The following is a 23,926-nucleotide window of genomic DNA, read 5'->3' as shown; positions in this document are numbered from 1 at the left end:
CACCGGAACGGAAACCACCCGACGGACGGTCGCCACCCGAGCGGAAGCCGCTCGACGGACGGTCGTCGCGGCCCTGGAACGGACGGCCACCACGGTCGCCACCACGGTCGTCACGACGGTCGCCACCGGAACGGAAACCACCCGACGGACGGTCGCCACCCGAGCGGAAGCCGCTCGACGGACGGTCGTCGCGGCCCTGGAACGGACGGCCACCACGGTCGTCACGACGGTCACCACCCGAACGGAAACCACCCGACGGACGGTCGCCACCCGAGCGGAAGCCACCCGACGGACGGTCGTCACGGCGGTCGTTGCCACCGCGGTAACCACCACGGTCGCCACCACGGTTGTCGCGACGCTCGTAGTTGCCCCGCTCGTCACGGCGCTCCTCGCGGACCGCCGGCTGCTGCTCCGGCACGGCGACGGCTGCCTCGACGGCGGCCTCCGCCTCGGCGACGGCCTCGGCCACCGCCTGCTCCGGGTCGTCGCCCCGCTCGCGTGCGGCACGGGCCACCAGACGGTCGGCCTCCTCGCGGAGTTCGCCGGCGCGGCGCTGCACGTGCTCCAGCTGCTTGGTCAGCTCGGCGACCTCGCGCTCGGCCTGCTTGGCGGCGTTGTTCGCGGAGTCGGCCTGGACCTCGGTGAGCGAACGCGCACCGGTGATCTCGGCGACCTCGGGCTCGAAGACGCCCGCGCCCTGGACGATGTGGCGCGAGGCGTCGACGCCCGCGTCCTCCATCAGGCGGAAGATCTGGCGACGCTGGTGCGGGAGCGCCAGCGAGACGACGACACCGGACTTCCCGGCACGGGCGGTACGGCCCGAGCGGTGCAGGTAGTCCTTGTGGTCGCCGGCCGGGTCCACGTTCAGCACCAGGTCGATGCCGTCGACGTGGATGCCTCGGGCGGCGACGTCGGTGGCGACCAGGGCGTTGACGTAGCCCTTCTTGAAGTCTTCGAGGACGCGGGTACGGGCACCCTGCGTCATGCCGCCGTGCAGCGCGTCGGCCTTCACGCCGGACTCGATGAGCTGCTCGGCGATGCGGTCGGCGCCCAGCTGGGTCCGGACGAAGATGATCGTGCGGCCCTTGCGGGCTGCGATGGCGGCCGTGACCGGCGCCTTGTCCTTCGGCTTCACGACGAGGACGTGGTGCGTCATGGTCGAGACGTTGCCCTGGGCGCTGTCGACCTCGTGCGTGACCGGGTTGGTCAGGTAGCGCTTGACCAGCGTGCCGATCTCGTTCTCCATGGTGGCGGAGAAGAGCATCCGCTGGCCGCCGCCGGGGATCTGGTCGAGCAGCTCGGTGACCTCGGGCAGGAAGCCCAGGTCGGACATCTGGTCGGCCTCGTCGAGGACGGCGACCTGGACGTTGGCGAGCGAGCAGGCGCCGCGGTTGATGATGTCGCGCAGACGGCCCGGGGTGGCGACGAGGACGTCGACACCGCGCTCCAGGGCGTAGATCTGGTTGCTCATGGAGGTACCGCCGCAGACGACCTTCATCTTGAGGCCGAGCACGTCGCCGTACGGTTGGAGCGCGTCCGCGACCTGCATCGCGAGCTCACGGGTCGGCGTGAGGATGATCGCGCGGGGCTTCTTCTTCTCCGTGTGACCGCCGGCCAGCGCGGCCAGCGTCGGCAGACCGAAGGAGAGGGTCTTGCCGGAGCCGGTACGGCCGCGGCCCAGGATGTCCTTGCCGGCCAGGGCGTCCGGGATGGTCGCGGCCTGGATCGGGAAGGGGCTGGTCACGCCGTTCTGCGCCAGCTTGCGGACGATGCCGTCGGGCAGGCCCAGCGAGGAGAAGGTGACGGTCGGCTCGGCGTCCTCGTCGGACTCGGAGACGACCTCGTCGGACACGACCTCGTCGGAGACGACCTCGTCGGAGACGGCCTCGACGGCGACGGGAGCTGCCTCGGCCACGACGGCCTCGGCGGGGGCCACGGCCTCGGCGGTCGCGGTCTCGACGGGAGCTGCGGCCTCGGTGGCCTGCTCGTCCGTCACCTCGGCGGCGACGGGAGCTGCCTCGGCCACGACGGCCTCGGCGGTCGGCTCGGCGGTGTGCGCGAGCTCAGTGGTGTCGATGTCCTCGGACATGACGGCGTGGTCAGAACTGGAAATTGACATGCGAAATGCGAAACCTTCCGGAGTCTCGGCACGCGCCCGTAACTCCGTGTTTTCGCAATTTCGACCGCCTCAATGCGGTCCAGCCACGGCAAGGGAGAGTACGCGCCACACGGCGCTCTTCTGTGTCGGCGCCGGGCAATGGGATCAAACGATCTACTACCATACGCACTCACCCCCGCATCGCGCAAACCGCCCCCCGCCGACACCCCTCCACACCCCTTCCGACCTGCGGTGATGTCCTGGAGGCGCGTACCGCCGACCGGTCCCCGGCGGGCCCGTGAGGGCGGCTGCTCACTCCGCCGGCGAGGCCGCGGGCGGTGTCGGTTCCTCCGGCGCGGGCGGGGACTCCGGGGGCTGCCCCGGACCGCCCGCGTCGCCGCCCGGGGCCGGGTCGGTGGCCGGCGGCTGGGTGGGGTCGGGCGGGACGGGTGCGAACGTGATGACGGGGTCCCCAGGGCCCGCCGTGACACCGGGCGGCACCACCACGGGTGCCCCGCTCCCGCTGGGAACCGGCAGGCCGGGACCCTGGTCCGCCGCCGTGGGACTGGGCGAGGCGGGGTCACCGGACCGCTTCGGGTCCGCCTTGCCGTTCTTGGCCCGGTCCGTGCGGGGGCGGCCGGCGCCCCCGGAGCCGGAGCGGCCGGCCGCTCCGGAGACCCCGCTGTCCTGCTCCTCCTCGGCCGCGGCCGCACCGGCGGACCGCGAGGGGCGGGGGCCGGTCTTCTCGGCGTCCACGCTCACGCACCCGAGGGAGGCGCCCAGCATCAGCGCGGTGAGGACGGCCCAACGGACGGGAACGGGGAACGGGCGCACGGGGCACCTCCGGGACGGTGTACGCGGGAACGGGTGCGTGGTGCCCAACTCCCCGGACCCCGCCGGGGACACGCCCGTCGGCCGACGGGTACGCGTCAGCCGCCGAAGCCGGCCCCGCCCGCCACCTCCGCACCGAGGAACACCGCGCCGAGCCCCACCAGCAGGGAGGCCGCCACATTGGCCCCCGCGAGGAAGGACCGACCGGTCTCGGCCATCCGGAGCGTCTCGTACGAGAAGGTCGAGTACGTCGTCAGCGCCCCGCAGAGCCCCGTGCCCAGCAGGGCGTACGCGGGCGCGGAGACGGCCGCACCGGTGAGCGCCCCGAGCAGCAGGCTGCCCGCCGCGTTGGCCGCGAAGGTGCCCCAGGGGAAGACGTACGGGACCCCGGGGCCGTGGTGGCGGCGCACCAGACGGTCCGTCAGGTAACGCAGCGGGGCGCCCGCCGCACCGCCGACGATGACCAGCAGCCAGTTCACCGGGCGCCACCCTCCGTACGCCCCGCGCGGGTCCGGCGTGCGCGGGTCACCGCTCCCCGGGTCACCACCGCCGACGCCCGCACGGCGCCCAGCGCCGCCGCCAGCGTGAGGAAGGCGTAGACCATGGCGGTCAGCGCCTCCTGGCGCTGGAGCAGCTTCGAGACGTCGGCCGCGTACGTGGAGAAGGTGGTGAAGCCGCCGAGCACACCGACGCCGAGGAACGGGCGCACCAGCGGCCGGCTGACCACGGACAGCTCGGCGGTGAGCACCATCAGGACACCGATCAGGGCACAGCCGGCGACGTTGACGGCGAGGACGGTCCACGGGAAGGTGCCCGCGCCGGTGGGCCACGCCAGGGTCGCCGCGTAGCGGGCGGTGGCGCCGAGCGCCCCGCCGGCCGCGATCACTCCGAGCACCGCCGCCTCGCGCGGCCCGGAGAGCGCGGGGGGCGCCTCCTCACCCGGCGGTCCCGTGTGGGAACCGCTCACGCGTACCCCAGCGCGTGCAGCCGCGCGTCGTCGATGCCGAAGTGGTGGGCGATCTCGTGGACCACGGTGATCTCCGTCTCCGCGACGACGTCCTCCCGGGTCTCGCACATCCGCAGTGTCGGCCCCCGGTAGACGGTGATCCGGTCCGGCAGCACGCCCGCGTACCACTCGCCCCGGTCGGTGAGCGGTGTTCCCTCGTAGAGGCCGAGCAACTCGGGGTCGCCGGGGTCCGGTTCGTCCTCGACGAACACCGCGACGTTGTCCATCAGCCGCGTCAGTTCCGGCGGAATCCGGTCGAGCGCCTCGCTCACCAGCTCTTCGAACTGCTCGCGCGTCATCTCCAGCACCCCGCCATTGTCACGCACCGCCGCCCCTGCGCACCCGCCCCGCCGGCGTTCGTCCGGTGCGTCCGGTGCGCCCGGCTCCGCCCCCGTACGACCCGGGCGCCGCCGCCCGCCCGCCACCGCACCCCGTGCGCGCCCCGTACGCGGGGACGCCCCGCCCCCGCCGCATGGCCGGAGCGCGGACCGGGCATACGGGTCCAATGGTTCGCGTCCCGTTCCGTCCGCTCCGCACCGCGTCCGCCCGTCTCCGCCGGAACCCGCCCACCCGCACCGCCGCGATGCCGGCGCCCGCCCTCCCCGGAGCCGCCGGGCCCCGGTCCCGCCCGGTCGTGCGGGTGCTCGCGATGGTCGCGGTGGTGGTGCTCGGCGGCTGGCTCGGGCTGCTGGTCGTGGGGGACGTGAAGACGCCGGTCGGTCCGATGGACACCACGATGGCGCTGCGGCCCTCGCTCAGCGGGGGCACCCGGGTGGACGTCTCCCCGCTCGGCGCGCTGGAACTGGACTCGCACGTCGCGCCCCTGCGCCTCGACGTGGACGTGGACCGCCTCGACCCCGAGCGCTCCCAGCGGCTGGTGGAGAAGCCCGAGCGGTTCTCCGGGCTCCAGGACGAGGTCACCCGGGACATCGCGGACGGCGCCCGGGAGCTGGCGCTGCGGTCGGTGGTGGCCGTACTGACCGGGGCGACCGCGCTCGGACTGATCGTCTACCGCCGCCCCCGCCCCGCCCTGGCCGCCGGCGGCCTCGCGCTGGTGCTGCTGGCCGGATCGGGGGTCAGCGCGTACGCCACCTGGAACCCGAAGTCGGTGCTGGAACCGAAGTTCTCGGGGCTGCTCTCCAGCGCCCCTTCGGTGGTCGGCGACGCCCGTTCGATCGTCACCGAGTTCGACGTCTACCAGCAGGAGCTGGCCCGCCTGGTCACCAACGTCTCCCGGCTGTACGACGCCACCTCCACGCTCCCCGTCTACCAGCCGGATCCGGGCACCCTGCGGGTCCTGCACGTCTCGGACATCCACCTCAACCCGGCGTCCTGGCACATCGTCGCTTCGCTGGTGAAGCAGTACGACATCGATGTGATCATCGACTCCGGCGACACCATGGACCACGGAACCACCACCGAGAACGGCTTCCTCGACCCGATCCGCGACCTCGGCGCCCCGTACGTCTGGGTGCGGGGCAACCACGACTCCAAGGACACGCAGAAGTACCTCAGGGGCTTCAAGAACGTGCGCGTCCTGGACGAGGGGAGCGCGGTGACCGTCGCAGGAGTGCGCATCGCGGGTACCGGCGACCCCCAGTTCACCCCCGACCGGACGCTGGCCCGGGGCGGCGGGGCGTCCGAGCGGATGGCCGGCCTCCGGCTGGCCTCCGCCCTCCGCGACCAGACCCGGGCGGGCACGCCGGTGGACATCGCGGTGGCCCACGATCCGCAACTCGCCCGGGAGACGGACGGCACCGTTCCGCTCGTCCTCTCCGGCCATGTCCACCATCGGGTCAACGAGGTCCTCCCGCTCGGCACCCGGCTGAAGGTGGAGGGCTCCACCGGCGGCGGTGGGCTGCGCGCCGTGCAGAACGAGAAGCCGGAGAAGGTCCGCGCCTCCGTCCTCTACCTGGACCGCGCGACCCGGCGGCTCCAGGCCTGGGACGAGATCACGCTGGGCGGGCTCGGCCTGACGACCGCCGAGGTGAGCCGCCATCTGCCGGAGGAGAACACCCCAGCGGCGTCCCCCTCGGGGGCGGGGTCCTCCGGCACTCCCGGCCCTTCCGCGCCCCTCCCGCCCGGCACTCCCAGCCCCTCCCGGTGACGTCGCCGGGAAACCGTTTTGGCGTTAGCTCCGGGATCCCATATGCTTCTGACGTCCCCGACGCGCTGGAAAGCAAGCCGGTGGGCCTTTAGCCCTCATCGTCTAGTGGCCCAGGACGCCGCCCTTTCAAGGCGGTAGCACGGGTTCGAATCCCGTTGGGGGCACGCTTTACCATGTGCGAGACTTGTCTCGCACATAGCTTGGTCCTGTGGAGCAGTTTGGAGTGCTCGCCACCCTGTCAAGGTGGAGGCCGCGGGTTCAAATCCCGTCAGGACCGCTGCAGTTCTCAGGAACTGCGTGGCTGGGTAGCTCAGTTGGTACGAGCGATCGCCTGAAAAGCGATAGGTCGCCGGTTCGATCCCGGCCCCAGCCACCTTCCGGAAGCCCCATCCACGCGGATGGGGCTTCCGTCGTTCCCGGGCTCGTTTCCCGGGGCGCCGGTCGCGGACCGTCCGGTCGCGGAGCTCGGGTTCGGAGCTCGTACCCGAGGCTCAGCCCGTCTCGCGCCCGGCCCGCCCCGCCCGCGCCGTGCCCGCAGGGCCCGTACCCCCAAGAACAGCACGGCTCCGGCCACCACCGCTCCCCGCAGCACCGCGTCCGGCACCCCCGCTCCGGCGCGTCGCGGCCACTGCTCGACGTACCCGGCCCCCATCCCGGCCCCCTCCCCGCCGAGCACCCCTGCGGACGCCCCGAGCACCCCTGCGGGCGCTGCGGCGAACGTCCCGGGGGCCGTGCCGGGGGCACTCCCGCGGCCGGCGTCACCGGGCCTGGTTCCCCGCCTGGCCGACGCTCTCGGTCGGGGCGGCGCTGCCGGTACGGGCCACCTCGGCGGCCTCCTCGATGGCCGCCGTGAAGGTCGCGTCGGGCTGGGCGCCCGCCAACGGGCGGCCGTTGACGAGGAAGGACGGGGTGGAGGAGGCGCCGAGCCCGTACGCCTCGGCCTGGTCCCTGCTGACCGCCTCGGCCGCCGGGGCGCCGTCCAGGTCGGCGCGGAACCGGTCCAGGTCCGCCACCCCCGCCTCCTTGGCGAGAGCGGTGAGGCGTGCGGGGCCGAACCCCTTCTCCTTGGCTCCCTCGGCGTAGGCGGCCCGGTAGAACTCCCAGAAACGCTTCTGGCGGCCCGCGGCCCAGGCGGCGCGGGCGGCGGCCTCCGACTCCTTCCCCGCGATCGGGAAGTTGCGCCACTCGATGCGCAGGGTGCCGTCGGCCACGTAGGCGTCGATCAGGTCGGGTTCGGTGTCCCGGGCGAAGGTGCCGCAGTAGCCGCACTGGAAGTCGCCGTACTCGACGAGGACGACGAGCGCGTCCGTACGGCCGAGGGCCAGCGGGTCGCCCGGTTCACGGCGGGCGAGCTTCGCCGTCTCGGAGTACTCCCCCGCGTCGGGCCGGGCCGACTCGCCGGCCGCTGCGGGGGACGGGCCGGGGGCGGTGGCCCGGTAGGAGGCGTAACCGAGCAGGGCGGCGGCGAGGACGACGGCGGAGCCGTACAGCAGGGGCTTCTTCGACCGGCTCTTCTGGGGCAGGGGCATGCGGCACTCCGGGAGCGTCGTACGGATGCGGGGCGGCGGGAAGAGAGGTGACCGGGCGCGGCGGCGGGGCTCAGAGGGCGCGGCCGGCCGCGGCTATCCGGGCGCCGGGACGCGACGCCCCGGCGGTACGAGCACCGGCGGTACAGAACCGGGCGGCACGAACGCCGGCGGCACGAACCCCGGCGGCACGGCCCTCAGCCGTACGGGCCCAGACGGCACGGCCCACCGCGCCACCGGCCTCCGCCGTACGGGCCCCCGTGGGGCGGGTCGGGCGGCTCACCGGGCAGGTCGTACGGGACACGGCGCGGGCCCCTTCCCGGACGGCCTCACATCGGGCGACTTGCCGGAAATGGTACGTGCCCGAACCCGTCCGGGCGGGCGCACCCGGCGCCGGGGCGCGGCCCGCGCCGCGGGCCCTGTCCGGCCCGCACGGGGGTGCCGGCACAGGGAGCCCGGCCCGCCGCTGGACGGCCGGTGTGAAATCGGTTCGCCACTCCTCGGGCGCGGGTGAGATCCTGGGATCCGTATGTCTACTTCCTTCGCTGATCTCCAGTCCCAGCTCGGACAGCTCTCGCTCCGTGACGCGCACCGGCTCGGCCGGCGTCTCGAAGGGGCGCGTCGCATCCGCAAGCCCGAGGCCCGTCAGTCCGTCGTGGACGAGATCGCGGCCGAAGCGGGCAAGGCCGCCGAACGGCTCGCCGCGCGCGCCTCCCGGCTGCCCACCGTGTCGTACCCCGAACAGCTCCCGGTCAGCCAGAAGAAGGACGTGATCCTGGAGGCGATACGCGACCACCAGGTCGTGATCGTCGCGGGCGAGACCGGCTCCGGCAAGACCACCCAGATCCCGAAGATCTGCATGGAGCTGGGGCGTGGGGTGCGCGGCATGATCGGGCACACCCAGCCCCGCCGGATCGCGGCCCGCACGGTCGCGGAGCGTGTCGCGGAGGAGCTGGACACCCCGCTCGGCGAGGCCGTCGGCTGGAAGGTCCGCTTCACCGACCAGGTGAACCCTGGATCGACCTTCGTGAAGCTGATGACGGACGGCATCCTGCTGGCCGAGATCCAGACCGACCGTGAGCTGCTCGCGTACGACACGATCATCATCGACGAGGCGCACGAGCGGTCGCTGAACATCGACTTCCTCCTCGGCTACCTGGCCCGGCTGCTGCCGAAGCGTCCGGACCTGAAGGTCGTCGTCACCTCGGCGACCATCGACCCGGAGCGGTTCGCCCGGCACTTCGGGGACGCCCCGATCGTCGAGGTCAGCGGGCGCACCTACCCGGTGGAGGTCCGCTACCGCCCGCTCCTCGAAGAGGGCGGCGAGGACGCCGACCGCGACCAGATCACCGCGATCTGCGAGGCGGTGGAAGAGCTCCAGTCGGCCGGCCCCGGCGACGTGCTGGTCTTCCTCTCCGGCGAGCGGGAGATCCGCGACACGGCCGACGCGCTCGGCAAGCGGAACCTCCGCCACACCGAGGTGCTCCCCCTCTACGCGCGCCTCTCGCACGCCGAGCAGCACCGGGTGTTCCAGCGGACGCCCAGCGGCATCACCCGGCGCATCGTCCTCGCGACCAACGTCGCCGAGACCTCGCTGACCGTCCCCGGCATCAAGTACGTGATCGACCCGGGAACCGCCCGCATCTCCCGCTACAGCCACCGCACCAAGGTGCAGCGGCTGCCGATCGAGGCGATCTCGCAGGCCAGCGCCAACCAGCGCAAGGGCCGCTGCGGCCGTACCTCGGACGGCATCTGCATCCGGCTCTACTCCGAGGACGACTTCCTCACGCGGCCGGAATTCACCGACGCCGAGATCCTGCGGACCAACCTCGCCTCCGTCATCCTCCAGATGACCGCGGCCGGGCTCGGCGAGATCGAGAAGTTCCCCTTCATCGACCCGCCGGACCACCGCAACATCCGCGACGGTGTGCAGCTGTTGCAGGAGCTGGGCGCGCTCGATCCCGAGGAGAAGGACGCGCGCAAGCGGCTCACCCCGCTCGGCCGCAAGCTCTCGCAGCTCCCGGTGGACCCGCGGCTCGCCCGTATGGTCATCGAGGCGGACCGCAACGGCTGTGCCCGCGAGGTCATGGTCATCGCCGCCGCCCTCTCCATCCAGGACCCGCGCGAGCGTCCCTCGGACAAGCAGACGCAGGCCGATCAGCAGCACGCCCGGTTCAAGGAGGAGACCTCCGACTTCCTGGCGTACCTGAAGCTCTGGGAGTACGTCCGCGAGCAGCAGCGCGAGCGCGGTTCCTCCAGTTTCCGCCGGATGTGCAAGCAGGAGTACCTCAACTTCCTGCGCATCCGCGAGTGGCAGGACATCTACTCCCAACTGCGCACCGTCGCACGGCAGATGGACATCAAGGTCGAGGAGCCCACGGCAGGTGGGGGCATTCCGGAGCAGGCGGTGCACACCTCCCTGCTGGCCGGCCTGCTCTCCCACATCGGCCTCAAGGACACCGAGAAGAACGAGTACCTGGGCGCACGCAGCGCCAAGTTCGCGATCTTCCCGGGCTCCTCGCTCTTCAAGAAGCAGCCCCGGTTCGTGATGTCGGCCGAGCTGGTGGAGACCTCCCGGCTCTGGGCCCGCGTGAACGCGAGGATCGAGCCGGAGTGGATCGAGCCCGTCGCCCAGCACCTGCTGAAGCACACCTACAGCGAGCCGCACTGGGAGAAGGACCAGGCGGCGGTGATGGCGTACGAGCGGGTGACCCTCTACGGGGTGCCGATCATCGCCCAGCGCAAGATCAATTTCGGCCGTATCGACCAGGAGGCGTCCCGGGACCTCTTCATCCGGAACGCCCTGGTGGAGGGGGACTGGCGGACCCACCACCAGTTCTTCCACGACAACCGCAAACTCCTCGGCGAGGTGGAGGAGTTGGAGCACCGCGCCCGGCGCCGCGACATCCTCGTGGACGACGAGACGCTCTTCGACTTCTACGACCAGCGCATCCCCGAGCACGTCGTCTCGGGCGCGCACTTCGACTCGTGGTGGAAGCACAAGCGACGCGACGAGCCGGATGCCCTGGACTTCGAGCGCTCCATGCTCATCAACGAGAAGGCCGGGGCCGTCACCAAGGACGACTACCCGGACTCCTGGCGGCAGGGGAAGCTCAAGTTCAGGGTGACGTACCAGTTCGAGCCCGGTGCGGACGCGGACGGCGTGACCGTCCACATCCCGCTCCAGGTGCTCAACCAGGTCACCTCGGAGGGGTTCGACTGGCAGATCCCGGGCCTCCGCGAGGAGGTCGTCACCGAGCTGATCCGCTCGCTGCCCAAACCGATCCGCCGCCACTACGTACCGGCCCCGAACTATGCCGACAAGTTCCTCGACCGGGCCGTCCCGCTCCAGGAGCCGCTGCCCACCACGCTCGCCCGGGAACTCCAGCGGATGGTGGGGGTGCCGGTCACCGCGGACGACTTCGACCTGGGGCGCGTACCGGAGCACCTGAAGATCACCTTCCGGATCATCGACGAGCGGCGGCGCAAGGTCGCCGAGGACAAGGACCTGGAGGCACTGAAGCTCCGGTTGCGCCCCAAGGCCCGTCAGGCGCTCTCCCAGGCCGCCGCGGCCACCGCGGGGCCCTCGGGCGTCTCCATCGAGCGTTCGGGCCTCACCGGCTGGACCATCGGCACGCTGGAGCGCGTCTTCGAGACCCGGCGGGCCGGGCAACCGGTCAAGGCGTACCCGGCGTTGGTGGACCAGGGCGAGACGGTGGCGGTCCGGCTCTTCGACACCGAGGCCGAGCAGCAGCAGGCGATGTGGCGGGGCACCCGCAGGCTCATCCTGCTGAACATCCCGGTGAACCCGGCGAAGTTCGCCTCGGACAAGCTCACCAACCAGCAGAAGCTGGCCCTGTCGCGCAATCCGCACGGCTCCGTGCAGGCCCTCTTCGAGGACTGCGCCACCGCCGCCGCCGACCGCCTGATCGCCGCCCACGGTGGTCCCGCCTGGGACGAGGCGGCCTTCAAGACCCTGTACGACAAGGTCCGCGCCGACCTGGTGGACCTCACGGTCCGCACGGTCGGCCAGGTCCAGCAGATCCTGGCCGCCTGGCAGGCCTGCGAGCGCCGCCTGAAGGCCACGAACAGCCTGACGCTGGTGAAGAACGTCGCGGACGTACGGGACCAGCTGGCGCGCCTCGTGCCGGCCGGGTTCGTCACCGCGACCGGGCTGCGCAGGCTGCCCGACCTGATGCGCTACCTCGTCGCCGCCGACCGCCGGCTCCAGCAGATGCCGACCTCCGTCCAGCGCGACACCACGCGCATGGAGAAGGTGCACGAGATGCAGGACGAGTACGCCTGGCTGCTGGAACAGCTGCCGCAGGGGCGCCCGGTGCCCCAGGAGGTCCTGGACATCCGCTGGATGATCGAGGAGCTGCGGGTCAGCTACTTCGCGCACGCTCTGGGGACCGCCTTCCCGGTGTCGGACAAGCGCATCGTGAAGGCGATCGACGCCGCCGCGCCGTAGGGAATCGGGCCTGCTCACACCCCTCACCGGGGTGTGAGCGGGCCGTGACTCGGGGTGAATTCGACCTGGCCCGCCGACCTCCTGTACAGTCCTGTTTCGCAGCCGGACGAGAGTACGGAAGCGGAGAACAACAGCAAGGTCCTGTGGAGCAGCTTGGAGTGCTCGCCACCCTGTCAAGGTGGAGGCCGCGGGTTCAAATCCCGTCAGGACCGCAGTGAAGAAGGCCCGGATCGAGTCGATCCGGGCCTTCGCGCGTTCCGCTCCCTTGACGGCGCGGTGGGCGGGGCGTACCTGTGGGAGCGCACGCGCCGGGAACGAACGGGCCATGCCGTTCCCTTCGCCCGGCGCGTCCGGCTTCCGGGAGGCGACCGTGCGTACATCCGCGGCGAGACACGAGGTCAGGGCTCTGCTGCGCGCCCACCTGGCGGCGACCGGGGGACGGGTCCACCCCACCCGCCACTGCACCGTCTGCCACCGTCTGCTGCGGCTCGCGATGACCCCGGCGCCCGCTCCCGGGCCGCCGGCCGCCACCGGGCCGGCCGGCACCTCGACCCACGACCCGACGGGCGCGCCCGTGGTCGCCCCCGTGGTCGCCCCGTCGTCGGTCCCGGAGGCCGCTTCCGGCCGCAGGAGCCCCGACGACACCCGGAGGGGCTCCGGGGGCCTGAAACCACCGCCGCAGGGCCCGTGAGAGCACTCTCCGAGGGCCGCGCGGGCATCGCGTCCGCCCTCTGCGCCCCCGCCCCTCGGGGCCCTCCGCGGCCTCGCCCGCACCCCCACCCCCCACCCGCGCCCTTTCCGGGCTCCGAGAGAAGTGCGGGGGAGATGCGGGGGTCACCCGGACGAAGGGCGAAAGTCCCCGTGCCCCACGACCATCGGCGACGTTTCCCGCGTTCCGGTAGTGGCAGGCTGGACGTTGGCAAGCAGTGGGCAGTGTGACGGGAGTCACCGAACCAGTTTTTGGACAGGGCAACTTTACCCTCCTCCTACAACTGTCGAATTTAATATGTGCAATTGCACTCCTCTTCGGGGGTTCTGTGGAATCCATCCCTCCGGTTTCTCCCGGCCCGTACGGGTAGCTCCCCCGCCTCCGGACAGACTCCTTCACCGGGTCGCACAGAGAACCCCACACCTGCTCACACTCCCCCCGCGCATCGGCCGGGAGAGCGACGCGGGCTGCGGGGAGGGCGGCCGTAGGGAGAAAGCGGGGAGGCGGCCGGAGGGCATCGCGGCCGGGCGCCGGGCGCACATGCCGACCGCATGTGCCGGTCCGCCAAGACGGCCGCACATGCCTCTGGAGAGGGCCGCCGCAGCCCCGTTGCCCCCGAAGGCACGCCCGGGGGCCTCGCCGGGCACCACGGGGCACTTCCGGGCATAAAAAAGATCGCGCTGGACCCGGCGGAGTCCAGCGCGATCTTGACGACGTACCCGCATCGCACAGGTATGACGCCCGTTGGGGCGGGCGCCCGTCGTATGGAGCTATGGGTGAGCGGCTGCGGTTGGGGGGCCGTCAGCTGCCCGGTCGTGATGCGGCGACAGGGGTGTTTCAGGCCTCGCTGCGCTGCTGCGGAATACCCGCAAGCAGTGCGCGGACCTCTGCCTCGCGGTACCGGCGATGTCCACCGAGCGTGCGGATGGACGTGAGCTTGCCAGCCTTGGCCCAACGGGTGACCGTCTTCGGGTCCACGCGGAACATCGTGGCAACCTCAGCCGGGGTCAGCAGCGGCTCGGCATCAGGGGTGCGAGCGGTCATGAGCGGCCTCCTCGGGAGAACCGAACCATCTCGGTTCTTTCCTCTAAATTCTGCACCTTGGCCCTCGTTGCCCGAAATGGCGAACGGGGACCGAGTCGGTTATAGGACGAACGGCTTGTCCTCGGCACTACAACTACACCATCCGTCCAGCCGCGTCGGCCAAACCGATGGAATTGCCCTCCCAGGTGTTCATCAGCGACGGAAGCCGATGGACCATGCCATAGCGGACAGTCACGCGTCAGTAACGATCAGTCACAGAGCGATCAGGAGTCACCAGACCCCCCATAGCGTGCAATGCAGAGCAATCCGCCCATAGTTGGACGGACAGAGTCCTCCCCGGACTCCTTGTCCTATTTTGGCACGAGGGGTGGGGATCGACGCAAGGGTGGCGTAAGTGCCGTCCGTCACGCTTGCGGCCAATGGACCGGTTCAGGACGTAAGACCTAGGGCGCTGGGCGTAGTCTCCCGCCCCTCACGCCCCTTTCACCCCAGAGGACACGTCGGACGTGCCGTCAGCCGGACGCCGGCTCCGCCCGGACCGCCCCGGCCCCGCGGCGAACGCTCACCGGATCACGCCCCGGCCGGGGCCCCCTCGACACGTCCCGTGGGTTCACGTGCGTGCTCGCGCATCCCGTCGGCGATCATCGACTTCCTCAACTCCCCTCCCGGTCACGGCCGGGCACCCGGGCCCGCCTTCCTGGCGAAGGAGGCAGTTGGTGCACCTTGGCGCGATTCCGGCCGATTGAGATGCATGCGACCGCCTCGGCCCAATGTTGCCCCGATTCGGACCTTTCATGCCGTCGTGTTCCGATTCGCATCCATAGGTGGTGTGGTGTGCCGACACATGTTGACGCCGGACAGCCCTTTCACCGTTCACTTCACGAAGTCGCGGCCGCACACCGCTCGCAGCCCCCGCGCTCCCGCACGGGGCCCCCCGACAGCGCGAGCGGAGGCACCGCGCGGTCAGTTGGCGAACCGGAGGTCCCGCACCGCACGCCAGCGCTCCGCGACCCGGCCGTACGCCACCGCCGCGCGGTCGTTGTCGCCTTCGCGCAGCGCCCCGAGGCCCTCGGCCACGTCCGCCGCCGACCGGTCCTCGGCGAGCCGCTCGGCCGGCACGGCGTGCACCAGACCCCCGTAGTCCAGCTCGACCAGCGACCGGGGGTGGAACTCCTCGAGCCAGCGGCCCACATCGACCAGTCCCTCCGCCAACGGGCCGTCGTCCACGCTCTCCCGCAGGGTCCGCAACCCGCGCGCCAGCCGGCGACGCGCCTCCACCATGGGCGTCCGGTACCGCAGCGAGGCGGGTCCGCCCGCGCCGTCCGGCGCCCCGTACTCCCGCTCCTCGTCGGCGAAGAGCACGAACCAGCGGACCGGCACGTGCCACACCGCCGTCCTGATCCAGGGCCGCGCGTCCGGGTTCCGGCGCTGCCACCGCTCGTGGTCGGCGGCCTGCTGGTCACGGACCACCGGAGGCAGTACCGCGTCCAGCACATTGGCCGGAAACAGACCATCGAGTTCCTCCAGCGCCAGCCATCCGCGCAGCCGGGTCCGCCACGGGCAGACGCAGACCACCCCGCCGATCTCCGCGACGAAGGCGTCCGCGCTCTCGTGGGGGCTCACCCCGACCGGTGGGGTGGGCACCAAGTCCGCCAGCGAACGGCGCAGTTCGTCCTGGGCCGTGGGGAATTCGGCACGTTGCGCGTAGCGCGCCCAGTGCGCGCGCTCGGCCTCCGGGAAAGCGGCGAGGGGCTCGTACACCCGCAGATAGGACGTGTAAGGGACGAGCACTGAAGACACCACGGGCATGGAGCTGATCGTGTCACGCCGGTACTCCCTCAGGGGGTGATCGACGGCGAAGAGGCGATCCGCGCGGGGGAAGCGCGCAAGGGTCGTAGGCTCGGACCCGCACGGGCCGGCCCCGCCGGTCCGCCGGGGTCTTCCCACCCTCAGAAGTCCCCTTCCGCCGCTTCGTACTTGGGAGTCACCACCGTGACCGATGTGACCGGCGTACCTCTCGCACCCGCCGCACCCGCCGACGTGCTGCGCACCCTGTTCCACTCGGACCAGGGAGGCCACGAGCAGGTCGTCATCTGCCAGGACCGGGCCACCGGCCTCAAGGCCGTCATCGCCCTCCACTCCACCGCCCTGGGCCCCGCCCTCGGCGGCACCCGCTTCCATGCGTACGCCACCGAGGCGGACGCCGTCGCCGACGCGCTGAACCTCGCCCGCGGGATGTCGTACAAGAACGCCATGGCCGGGCTCGACCACGGCGGCGGGAAGGCCGTGGTCATCGGCGACCCGGACCTCGTGAAGACCGAGGAACTCCTGCTCGCCTACGGCCGGTTCGTGGCCTCGCTCGGCGGCCGGTACGTCACGGCCTGCGACGTCGGCACGTACGTGGAGGACATGGACGTCGTCGCCCGCGAGTGCCGCTGGACCACCGGGCGTTCCCCGGAGAACGGCGGCGCCGGCGACTCGTCCGTGCTCACCGCGTTCGGCGTCTTCCAGGGGATGCGGGCCTCGGCCCAGCACCTGTGGGGTGATCCGACCCTGCGCGGCCGGAAGGTCGGCATCGCGGGCGTCGGCAAGGTCGGCCGGCATCTGGTCGGCCACCTCCTGGAGGACGGAGCCGACGTCGTGGTCACGGACGTGCGCGAGGAGTCGGTGCGCCGGATCACCGACGCCCACCCGGAGGTCACCGTCGCGGCGGACACCGACGCGTTGATCCGCACCGAGGGGCTCGACATCTACGCCCCGTGCGCGCTCGGCGGCGCGCTGGACGACACCACCGTGCCCGTGCTCACGGCGAAGGTGGTGTGCGGTGCGGCCAACAACCAGCTCGCGCACCCGGGGGTGGAGAAGGACCTCGCGGACCGCGCGATCCTCTACGCCCCGGACTACGTGGTGAATGCCGGCGGCGTGATCCAGGTCGCCGACGAACTGCACGGTTTCGACTTCGAGCGGGCCAGGGCGAAGACGGCGAAGATCTTCGACACCACGCTGGAGTTGTTCGCACGTGCGAAGGCGGATGGGATTCCGCCGGCCGCTGCGGCGGACCGGATCGCCGAGCTGAGGATGGCAGGGGCCCGCCGCTCCCCCTCTCCTGACCTCTCCTGAGCGATTCGCCGCCGAGCGTCCCACCGACTTCGCGGTGACCTCGGCGCGACCGTCCCGCCACTTTCCCGCCGACCGGAACAGCACGCCCGCCCCGGTCGGCGGGGCCTGCGGGGTCCGGGCGAGACAAGACTCACCCCGGTCGGCGGGTCGGACGCCGGGAAGAGGTTAAAATCGCAGTTGACCAGCGAGGACGGAGCGCCTCATTGGTCCTGCACCGGGGCGCAAGACGCGGGCGGCGTACCGTATGGCCACGGAAGCAGGTACCGTTGAAGCTCTACGGGCACGGGCTCTCATCCGAGGGGCCGTCCCGAAACATGAACGCGTGTCAAGACTCTGGGGCCGTCGAGCCCCGTCACCGAGGGGGTCGAGCCATGGGGCGCGGCCGGGCAAAGGCCAAGCAGACAAAGGTCGCCCGCCAGCTGAAGTACAGCAGCGGCGGAACCGACCTGTCACGTCTGGCCAATGAGCTGGGCGCATCACCTTCGAGTCAGCCACCGAACGCCGAGCCGTTCGAGGACGACGAAGAGGAAGATGACCCGTACGCACAGTACGCAAGTCTTTACAACGACGACGAGGACGAGGACGAGGAGTCCGGTCCCTCGTCCCAGCGCCGCGGCGCTTGACCTCGCGCTGACAGAACAACCCGGTCCGGGCCCGTCCCGGACCGGGTTCTGTGCTGTCCGGTCACGGTCGGTCCAGTGCGGAGAGCCCCGTGCGCCGAGCCCACTCGGGGCGGGCGGTACGGCAGCTCCGGAGGTCCGGCACAGGTCCCTGGGGCGTGGGCCGGATGCCTGCCGGACGTCACCCGACGGGCCCGCGCCGACGGGCGGGAGGGCGATCGGGTCGCCCTGCCCCGCCCCTCGGGCCGGTTGTCCTCAGGTGATCAGCGGGTGATCAGCGGGCGTACTCGCCGGTCAGCTCGGCACCGGTGGTGTGGTCGCCGCGGTCGGTGATCTCACCGGCGACCCAGGAGTCGACCCCTCGGTCGGCCAGCGTCGTCAGTGCCACGTCCACGGAGTCCGCCGGGACGATCGCGATCATGCCGACGCCCATGTTCAGCGTCTTCTCCAGCTCCAGCCGCTCGACCTTTCCGGCCGTGCCGACCAGGTCGAACACCGCGCCCGGCGTCCAGGTGGACCGGTCCACGGTGGCGTGCAGCCCGGCCGGGATCACCCGGGCGAGGTTGTTCGCCAGGCCGCCGCCGGTGACGTGGCTGAAGCCGTGCACCTCGGTCGTACGGGTGAGGGCGAGGCAGTCCAGCGAGTAGATCCGGGTGGGCTCCAGGAGCTCCTCGCCGAGGGTCCGGCCGAACTCCTCCACCTGGCGGTCCAGGGTCCAGCCGGCGCGGTCGAAGACCACGTGGCGCACGAGCGAGTACCCGTTGGAGTGAAGACCGGACGACGCCATGGCGATGACGGCGTCACCCTTACGGATGCGCTCGGGACCGAGCAGGCGGTCGGCCTCGACCACGCCCGTCCCCGCGCCGGCGACGTCGAAGTCGTCCGGGCCGAGGAGCCCGGGGTGCTCGGCCGTCTCGCCGCCGACCAGGGAGCAGCCGGCGAGGACGCAGCCCTCGGCGATGCCCTTCACGATCGCCGCGACACGCTCGGGATGCACCTTGCCGACGCAGATGTAGTCGGTCATGAAGAGCGGTTCGGCGCCGCAGACGACGAGGTCGTCGACGACCATGCCGACCAGGTCGTGACCGATGGTGTCGTAGACGCCCATCTGCCGCGCCAGGTCGACCTTCGTGCCGACACCGTCGGTGGCGGAGGCCAGCAGCGGGCGCTCGTAGCGCTTGAGGGCAGAGGCGTCGAAGAGTCCGGCGAACCCGCCGAGACCGCCGAGACCCTCGGTCTCTGGGCGCTTCGTCTTCTTCACCCACTGCTTCATCAGCTCGACCGCGCGGTCGCCGGCCTCGATGTCGACGCCGGCCGCAGCGTAGGAAGCACCTGTTGTCTCAGACATTGCCCGGGATCTTTCGTGTGGGAATACGGGGCTGGTGGGAACGCAGGTCGGTCCGGATCACGGACGACGCAGCGCGTCGGCCGCCGCGGTGGCGGCGGGGCCGGCGGCCAGCTCGGTCTCCAGCAGCTGCTTGCCGAGCAGCTCCGGGTCCGGGAGCTCCATCGGGTATTCACCGTCGAAGCAGGCGCGGCAGAGGTTGGGCTTCTGGATCGTCGTCGCCTCGATCATCCCGTCGAGCGAGATGTACGAGAGCGAGTCGGCTCCCATGGACGTGGCGATCTCGTCGACCGACATGCCGTTGGCGATGAGCTCCGCGCGGGTCGCGAAGTCGATGCCGAAGAAGCAGGGCCACTTGACCGGCGGGGACGAGATCCGGATGTGGATCTCGGCGGCACCGGCCTCGCGGAGCATCCGGACCAGCGCGCGCTGGGTGTTGCCGCGGACGATCGAGTCGTCCACGACCACCAGGCGCTTGCCCTTGATGACTTCCTTGAGCGGGTTCAGCTTCAGCCGGATGCCCAGCTGACGAATGGTCTGCGACGGCTGGATGAAGGTCCGGCCGACGTAGGCGTTCTTGACCAGCCCGGCACCGAACGGGATTCCGCTGGCCTCGGCGTAACCGATCGCGGCGGGGGTGCCGGACTCCGGTGTCGCTATGACCAGGTCCGCCTCGACGGGGGCCTCGGCGGCGAGGCGGCGGCCCATCTCGACGCGGGAGAGGTAGACGTTCCGCCCGGCGATGTCGGTGTCGGGGCGGGCCAGGTAGACGTACTCGAAGACACAGCCCTTGGGCTTCGCTTCCGCGAAGCGGGAGGTGCGCAGACCGTTCTGGTCGATGGCGACGAGTTCGCCCGGCTCGATCTCGCGGACGTAGCTGGCGCCGCAGATGTCGAGGGCGGCGGACTCCGACGCGACGACCCAGCCGCGCTCCAGCCGGCCGAGGACGAGTGGGCGGATGCCCTGCGGGTCCCGGGCCGCGTAGAGCGTGTGTTCGTCCATGAAGACCAGCGAGAAGGCGCCGCGGACCTGGGGAAGCACCTTGGTGGCTGCTTCCTCGATGGTCAGGGGATTTCCGTCGTCGTCGGTCTGCCCGGCGAGCAGCGCGGTCACGAGGTCGGTGTCGTTGGTCGCGGCGACCTGGGTGGCTCGGCCGTTCTTGCGCGGCAGGTCGGCGACCATCTCCGCGAGCTGGGCCGTGTTGACCAGGTTGCCGTTGTGGCCGAGGGCGATCGAGCCGTGCGCGGTAGCACGGAACGTCGGCTGCGCGTTCTCCCACACCGAGGCACCGGTGGTGGAGTAGCGGGCATGACCGACCGCGATATGGCCCTGGAGCGACCCCAGAGACGTTTCGTCGAAGACCTGCGAGACCAGTCCCATGTCCTTGAAGACCAGGATCTGGGACCCGTTGCTCACTGCGATGCCCGCGGACTCCTGTCCACGGTGCTGCAGGGCATACAGTCCGAAATAGGTGAGCTTGGCGACCTCTTCGCCGGGAGCCCAGACACCGAAGACGCCGCAAGCGTCCTGGGGGCCCTTCTCGCCGGGGAGCAGGTCGTGGTTGAGTCGTCCATCACCACGAGGCACGCCACCGAGTGTAGGCGAGGTCGACCACTGGTCCGAATTGGGGACGGCCCCCGCACCGGCGCCCGGAGCCGCCCGGACGTGCGCGGACGCGGAGCGGGAAGTCCGTTTCCTGGGGATCCTGTCGATCACCGGGAGTGATCACCGTTACGCCCCCGGACGGTGACCGCCCGGGGGCGTAACGACCGGAGCCCAGCACTGCGGCCCCCTCCTCGCCCACGAGGGGGCCGCGACGACCCATGGCGCACCGCCCTCCCCGTCGCTCAGGGTGAGGCGGGCCCGGGGGTTACGGATGGGCCTTGTCGGCCCTCCGTTCCGTGGCGAGCCTCACACTGCGGGGACCGGAGGGTGGACACCGGCGGCCCCTCCCACGCTCCGAGCGGCGTTCGCGGTCCGGATAACGGTACGCATGTCCGAGGAACGAGACGGTCGTTGACACGGACACGACCGCGCGGCAGGCTCCAGGGCCATGCAGCCCCTCGGTGATCTCTCGGTCACGCTCGTGGAGCGCCGCCACGTCGATCTGGGACGCCTGGCGAGCGCCATCTGTCGCTGCTCCTGAGCCGCTGAGCTCCTGATCCACCGGGCCGCCCCGAGTCGGCCGCAGCCCGCCCGCGCCGCATTACGGGTCCACGCCCGCGGCCCTCGGCCGGAGGCGTTCCCTTCCGGCCGTTACCGCTCGTGCGGTCCCTCCCGCTCGACGTGCTGTCGCCGCTGTCCGTGCTCCCCGCGGGCTGTTCGTGCTGCATGCGCTGTGCGTGCTGTTCCTGCCGGTGCGTTCCGCGGTCGTGGCCCTGCGCTGCCCGGTGGCCGTACGTCCTCACACCTTCCTCCCCATGCTTCCCTCCCGTCCCGTACGGAGGTTCCGGGTGCGCCCCCACGCATCCGGCCGCCCTGCGGGACCCCGTGCCCGGAGTCGCCATGTCTTCCACCCAGAACCCCAACCCCGGATCCGCCGAGCCGACCGGCTCGGTCCCGCGGCGCGCCTTCACCGCCGCCATCGGCGTGACTGCCGCCGCCGCGGCCGTGGGACTGTCGGCCGGACCCGCGTCGGCAGCCCCGGCCGCCGCTCAGCAGAAGCCCGATACGCGGGAGAAGCCCTTCCGGGCGGCGCGCGGCAAGCACTCCCGCCGCCCCAACATCCTCTTCATCCTGGGCGACGACCTCGGCTGGGCCGACCTCTCCTCGTACGGCGCCCCGCACATCAGGACGCCGAACCTGGACCGCCTCGGCCGTCAGGGCGTGCGGTTCACCGACGCGTACTCCGGCTCCGCCACCTGCTCGCCCACCCGCTTCAGCCTCTACACCGGCCGCTACCCGGGGCGTACCGCGGGCGGGCTCGCCGAGCCGATCGCGGACCGGTCGGTGGGTCTGGAGCCGACACATCCGACGCTCGCCTCGCTGTTGCGCGGCACCGGCTACGCCACCGCGCTGATCGGCAAGTGGCACTGCGGCTACCTGCCGGAGTACAGCCCCACCAAGTCGGGGTGGGACGAGTTCTTCGGCAACTTCGGCGGTGCGCTGGAGTACTACTCCAAGCTCGGCCTCGGCGGCGAGTACGACCTGTTCGAGGGCGACGCCGAGTACAAGGACCTCCGCTACTACACGCGCATCCTGACCGAGCGGGCGAGCGAGTACGTCCGGCGCGACCACGACAGGCCGTGGCTGCTGAACCTCAACTTCACCACCCCGCACTGGCCGTGGATCGCGGACGGCGACACCGAGGAGAGCGCGGAGGTCGTCCGGAAGATCAAGGCGGGCAATCCCGCCGCCCTCTTCCACAACGACGGCGGATCGGTCGAGAAGTACAAGCAGATGGTCGAGGACCTGGACCGTTCGGTCGGAGAGGTGCTCGACGCGCTGAAGAAGTCCGGGCAGGAGGAGGACACCCTCGTCTTCTTCGCCAGCGACAACGGCGGCGAGCGCTTCTCCTACCAGTGGCCGCTCTCCGGCAACAAGAGCTCGCTCCAGGAGGGCGGAATCCGGGTGCCCGCGCTGCTGCGCTGGCCGGCCCGGATCGACGCCGGCCAGGTCAGCGACGTGCCGGTCTTCTCGCCCGACTGGACCGCGACGCTGCTGGAGATCGCGGGCGCCCGCCCCGCTCCGGCGTACCCGCTGGACGGCACCAGCCTCGGCGGCTATCTGCTGCGGGGCGAAGAGGTGGCGGAGCGCGACCTGTTCTGGCGGGTGCGCGGCGAGCGCGCGGTGCGCCGGGGCGACTGGAAGTACTACCGGGGCAAGACCGGCGGTGACCAGCTCTTCAACCTGCGCGAGGACCAGCGGGAGCAGGCGAACCGGGCCGCCGAGGAGCCGGAGCTGCTGGCGGAGCTGCGGGCGTTCTGGGAGCGGACCGACGCGGAGCTGCTGCCGTACCCGGCGTGAGACCCGTCCCGCCGCCCGCTCCTGACGGCGGGCGGCGGGACGCCCGCACCGACGACCAGCCATCAGCGCCTGCGACCTGCTATCTGCGACCTCCGATCAGCGGTCAGCGGTCAGCGGTCAGCGGTCAGCGGTCAGCGGTCAGCAATCTGCGGTCAGCGATCACCGCATCAGCGGCAGCAGCCCCGTGAGATCGGCCCGCTCCCCGCTCGCCGAGATCCGTGCCGCCTCCAGCTCATCGGCCCAGCCGGTCCGCCCGGTGGCGAGCCGGATCCAGGTGAGCGGGTCGGTCTCCACGACGTTGGGGGGCGTACCACGCGTGTGCTGGGGCCCGCCGATGCACTGGACCACGGCGAACGGCGGGACGCGCACCTCCACCGAGCCGCCGGGCGCCCGTTCGGCGAGGGCGTCCGCGAGCAGCCGGGTGGCGGCGGCCAGGGCCTGACGGTCGTACGGGACGGCCAGGCCGGTCGCCGCGTTGAGGTCGTCCGTGTGCGCGATCAGCTCGACGGTCAGGGTGACCAGGTGGTCGCCCAGCCGCATCGAGCCGGCCCGGGTCGGCAGCAGCCGGTCGGCCGGGGCCGGTCCCACCACCGCCTCGAAGCGGGCCGCGACCTCCTCGTACAGGGCAGCGGGATCGGGGTGGGCCGCAGTGAGGGCGCGGGTCTCCTCGTCGATGGCGTCCGACCGTCCCGCCGTCGTGAACGGCCATTCCGCCGGGGTCAGTTCCGGCTTCGCGCCGCGCGGCTCCGGCAGTTCCAGGTTCCGGCAGACGGCCGAGAGACCCGCCGCGAGATGGGCGGCCAGCTCACGGACGGTCCAGTCACCGAGCGGGGTGGGCAGCGTGAGTTGTTCGGGGGTCAGCCCGGCGACCGCCTGGCCGACCTGGGCGAACTGCGCCAGTACGGCGGCGCGGGTGCGGTCGGGGTCGTAACGGCGGGCGCGCTTGCGGGTCGGCGGCATGCCATCGAGCGTACGGCTCCGAGGGGCGTCCCCACCCATGGCGTCCGGCGCCCCGGAGGCGCCCGGTCCCGGAGAGCGCGATGCCCCCGTCCGGCGGACCGGACGGGGGCATCGGCACACGTG

General features: G+C 71.7%; 18 protein-coding genes and 4 tRNA genes. 11 read left to right on the top strand and 11 right to left on the bottom strand.

The annotated features are described in order from the left end of the window. The 5 genes from ACFYPN_RS20380 to ACFYPN_RS20360 all read right to left on the bottom strand — a co-directional run. Nucleotides 1–2,119: DEAD/DEAH box helicase (locus ACFYPN_RS20380; RefSeq protein WP_389299834.1), on the bottom strand; the 2,119-nt coding region annotated here is incomplete at its 3' end. A 291-nt stretch (nucleotides 2,120–2,410) separates the two neighbouring features. Then, on the bottom strand, nucleotides 2,411–2,932 hold the full coding sequence (locus tag ACFYPN_RS20375; RefSeq protein ID WP_389299831.1) for a hypothetical protein: 522 nt from the start codon (nucleotides 2,930–2,932) through the stop codon (nucleotides 2,411–2,413). Nucleotides 2,933–3,027: 95 nt separating this feature from the next. Next, the gene (locus tag ACFYPN_RS20370) at nucleotides 3,028–3,408 is read right to left on the bottom strand and encodes a CrcB family protein (RefSeq protein WP_358761807.1); all 381 of its coding nucleotides are present in this window, start codon (nucleotides 3,406–3,408) and stop codon (nucleotides 3,028–3,030) included. Next, on the bottom strand, nucleotides 3,405–3,896 hold the full coding sequence (locus ACFYPN_RS20365; RefSeq protein ID WP_389299827.1) for a CrcB family protein: 492 nt from the start codon (nucleotides 3,894–3,896) through the stop codon (nucleotides 3,405–3,407). The genes ACFYPN_RS20370 and ACFYPN_RS20365 overlap by 4 nt, the downstream gene beginning before the upstream one ends. Continuing rightward, nucleotides 3,893–4,243, bottom strand: a complete 351-nt coding sequence (locus ACFYPN_RS20360) for a metallopeptidase family protein (RefSeq protein WP_327176650.1) — start codon at nucleotides 4,241–4,243, stop codon at nucleotides 3,893–3,895. The genes ACFYPN_RS20365 and ACFYPN_RS20360 overlap by 4 nt, the downstream gene beginning before the upstream one ends. Before the next feature lie 197 nt (nucleotides 4,244–4,440). Between ACFYPN_RS20360 and ACFYPN_RS20355 the strand changes: the two genes are divergently transcribed. The 4 genes from ACFYPN_RS20355 (at nucleotide 4,441) to ACFYPN_RS20340 (ending at nucleotide 6,415) form a co-directional block, all read left to right on the top strand. Beyond that, nucleotides 4,441–6,042, top strand: coding sequence for a metallophosphoesterase (locus ACFYPN_RS20355; RefSeq protein WP_389299825.1), 1,602 nt, complete (start codon nucleotides 4,441–4,443; stop codon nucleotides 6,040–6,042). A gap of 91 nt (nucleotides 6,043–6,133) precedes the next feature. Beyond that, nucleotides 6,134–6,206: transfer RNA gene (locus ACFYPN_RS20350), tRNA-Glu, on the top strand. 38 nt (nucleotides 6,207–6,244) lie between these two features. Beyond that, a tRNA-Asp gene (locus tag ACFYPN_RS20345) sits at nucleotides 6,245–6,319 on the top strand. 22 nt (nucleotides 6,320–6,341) lie between these two features. Next, nucleotides 6,342–6,415: transfer RNA gene (locus tag ACFYPN_RS20340), tRNA-Phe, on the top strand. 385 nt (nucleotides 6,416–6,800) lie between these two features. Here ACFYPN_RS20340 and ACFYPN_RS20335 read toward each other — a convergent pair. Then, entirely contained in the window at nucleotides 6,801–7,571 is a 771-nt protein-coding gene (locus ACFYPN_RS20335; protein WP_358761803.1) for a DsbA family protein, read from the bottom strand. A gap of 526 nt (nucleotides 7,572–8,097) precedes the next feature. Here ACFYPN_RS20335 and hrpA point away from each other — a divergent pair. The 3 genes from hrpA to ACFYPN_RS20320 all read left to right on the top strand — a co-directional run bounded on the left by hrpA (nucleotide 8,098) and on the right by ACFYPN_RS20320 (nucleotide 12,730). Continuing rightward, on the top strand, nucleotides 8,098–12,039 hold the full coding sequence (gene hrpA, locus ACFYPN_RS20330; RefSeq protein WP_389299821.1) for an ATP-dependent RNA helicase HrpA: 3,942 nt from the start codon (nucleotides 8,098–8,100) through the stop codon (nucleotides 12,037–12,039). A gap of 137 nt (nucleotides 12,040–12,176) precedes the next feature. Then, nucleotides 12,177–12,251: transfer RNA gene (locus ACFYPN_RS20325), tRNA-Asp, on the top strand. Nucleotides 12,252–12,409: 158 nt separating this feature from the next. After that, the gene (locus ACFYPN_RS20320) at nucleotides 12,410–12,730 is read left to right on the top strand and encodes a DUF6274 family protein (protein ID WP_358761799.1); all 321 of its coding nucleotides are present in this window, start codon (nucleotides 12,410–12,412) and stop codon (nucleotides 12,728–12,730) included. Nucleotides 12,731–13,585: 855 nt separating this feature from the next. On the opposite strand, the gene bldC is transcribed toward ACFYPN_RS20320, so the two are convergent. Together bldC and ACFYPN_RS20310 are read right to left on the bottom strand one after the other, a co-directional pair. Beyond that, nucleotides 13,586–13,792, bottom strand: a complete 207-nt coding sequence (gene bldC / locus ACFYPN_RS20315) for a developmental transcriptional regulator BldC (protein ID WP_003949541.1) — start codon at nucleotides 13,790–13,792, stop codon at nucleotides 13,586–13,588. Between the two features lie 963 nt (nucleotides 13,793–14,755). Further along, nucleotides 14,756–15,601, bottom strand: a complete 846-nt coding sequence (locus ACFYPN_RS20310; RefSeq protein ID WP_358761797.1) for a hypothetical protein — start codon at nucleotides 15,599–15,601, stop codon at nucleotides 14,756–14,758. Between the two features lie 183 nt (nucleotides 15,602–15,784). On the opposite strand from ACFYPN_RS20310, the gene ACFYPN_RS20305 reads away from it, so the two are divergent. After that, nucleotides 15,785–16,912: a Leu/Phe/Val dehydrogenase gene (locus tag ACFYPN_RS20305; protein WP_389299816.1), complete on the top strand. Its 1,128-nt coding sequence runs from the start codon at nucleotides 15,785–15,787 to the stop codon at nucleotides 16,910–16,912. A 371-nt stretch (nucleotides 16,913–17,283) separates the two neighbouring features. Then, the gene (locus ACFYPN_RS20300; RefSeq protein ID WP_358761793.1) at nucleotides 17,284–17,535 is read left to right on the top strand and encodes a DUF3073 domain-containing protein; all 252 of its coding nucleotides are present in this window, start codon (nucleotides 17,284–17,286) and stop codon (nucleotides 17,533–17,535) included. Between the two features lie 271 nt (nucleotides 17,536–17,806). On the opposite strand, the gene purM is transcribed toward ACFYPN_RS20300, so the two are convergent. Both purM and purF read right to left on the bottom strand, forming a co-directional pair. Then, complete coding sequence (gene purM, locus ACFYPN_RS20295; RefSeq protein WP_358761791.1) at nucleotides 17,807–18,880, bottom strand: phosphoribosylformylglycinamidine cyclo-ligase; 1,074 nt, start codon at nucleotides 18,878–18,880, stop codon at nucleotides 17,807–17,809. A 57-nt stretch (nucleotides 18,881–18,937) separates the two neighbouring features. Beyond that, the gene (purF, locus tag ACFYPN_RS20290) at nucleotides 18,938–20,464 is read right to left on the bottom strand and encodes an amidophosphoribosyltransferase (protein WP_389299812.1); all 1,527 of its coding nucleotides are present in this window, start codon (nucleotides 20,462–20,464) and stop codon (nucleotides 18,938–18,940) included. Nucleotides 20,465–20,930: 466 nt separating this feature from the next. Here purF and ACFYPN_RS20285 point away from each other — a divergent pair, with 466 nt between their 5' ends. Further along, nucleotides 20,931–21,023, top strand: a complete 93-nt coding sequence (locus ACFYPN_RS20285) for a putative leader peptide (protein ID WP_327269069.1) — start codon at nucleotides 20,931–20,933, stop codon at nucleotides 21,021–21,023. A gap of 359 nt (nucleotides 21,024–21,382) precedes the next feature. Next, nucleotides 21,383–22,843 carry a sulfatase gene (locus ACFYPN_RS20280; RefSeq protein ID WP_389299809.1) on the top strand — a complete coding sequence of 487 codons (1,461 nt, stop codon included), beginning with the start codon at nucleotides 21,383–21,385 and terminating at the stop codon, nucleotides 22,841–22,843. Between the two features lie 159 nt (nucleotides 22,844–23,002). Here the strand turns inward: ACFYPN_RS20280 and ACFYPN_RS20275 are convergent, their stop codons facing one another. After that, nucleotides 23,003–23,803, bottom strand: a complete 801-nt coding sequence (locus ACFYPN_RS20275) for a sterol carrier family protein (RefSeq protein WP_389299807.1) — start codon at nucleotides 23,801–23,803, stop codon at nucleotides 23,003–23,005. Between the last annotated feature and the right edge of the window lie 123 nt (nucleotides 23,804–23,926).

Source organism: Streptomyces sp. NPDC005576 (assembly GCF_042871745.1).
In the GTDB taxonomy this organism is placed as follows: Bacteria; Actinomycetota; Actinomycetes; order Streptomycetales; family Streptomycetaceae; genus Streptomyces.
Note: the sequence above shows the minus strand (reverse complement) of the source record. Positions and strands in the feature narration are given on the sequence as shown.

Coding starts and splice junctions, on each gene's coding strand:
- purM (WP_358761791.1), bottom strand. CDS start 18,880: ATGTCTGAGACAACAGGTGCTTCCTACGCTGCGGCCGGCGTCGACATC.
- bldC (WP_003949541.1), bottom strand. CDS start 13,792: ATGACCGCTCGCACCCCTGATGCCGAGCCGCTGCTGACCCCGGCTGAG.
- ACFYPN_RS20335 (WP_358761803.1), bottom strand. CDS start 7,571: ATGCCCCTGCCCCAGAAGAGCCGGTCGAAGAAGCCCCTGCTGTACGGC.
- ACFYPN_RS20310 (WP_358761797.1), bottom strand. CDS start 15,601: ATGCCCGTGGTGTCTTCAGTGCTCGTCCCTTACACGTCCTATCTGCGG.
- ACFYPN_RS20275 (WP_389299807.1), bottom strand. CDS start 23,803: ATGCCGCCGACCCGCAAGCGCGCCCGCCGTTACGACCCCGACCGCACC.
- ACFYPN_RS20280 (WP_389299809.1), top strand. CDS start 21,383: ATGTCTTCCACCCAGAACCCCAACCCCGGATCCGCCGAGCCGACCGGC.
- ACFYPN_RS20285 (WP_327269069.1), top strand. CDS start 20,931: ATGCAGCCCCTCGGTGATCTCTCGGTCACGCTCGTGGAGCGCCGCCAC.
- hrpA (WP_389299821.1), top strand. CDS start 8,098: ATGTCTACTTCCTTCGCTGATCTCCAGTCCCAGCTCGGACAGCTCTCG.
- ACFYPN_RS20300 (WP_358761793.1), top strand. CDS start 17,284: ATGGGGCGCGGCCGGGCAAAGGCCAAGCAGACAAAGGTCGCCCGCCAG.
- ACFYPN_RS20355 (WP_389299825.1), top strand. CDS start 4,441: ATGGTTCGCGTCCCGTTCCGTCCGCTCCGCACCGCGTCCGCCCGTCTC.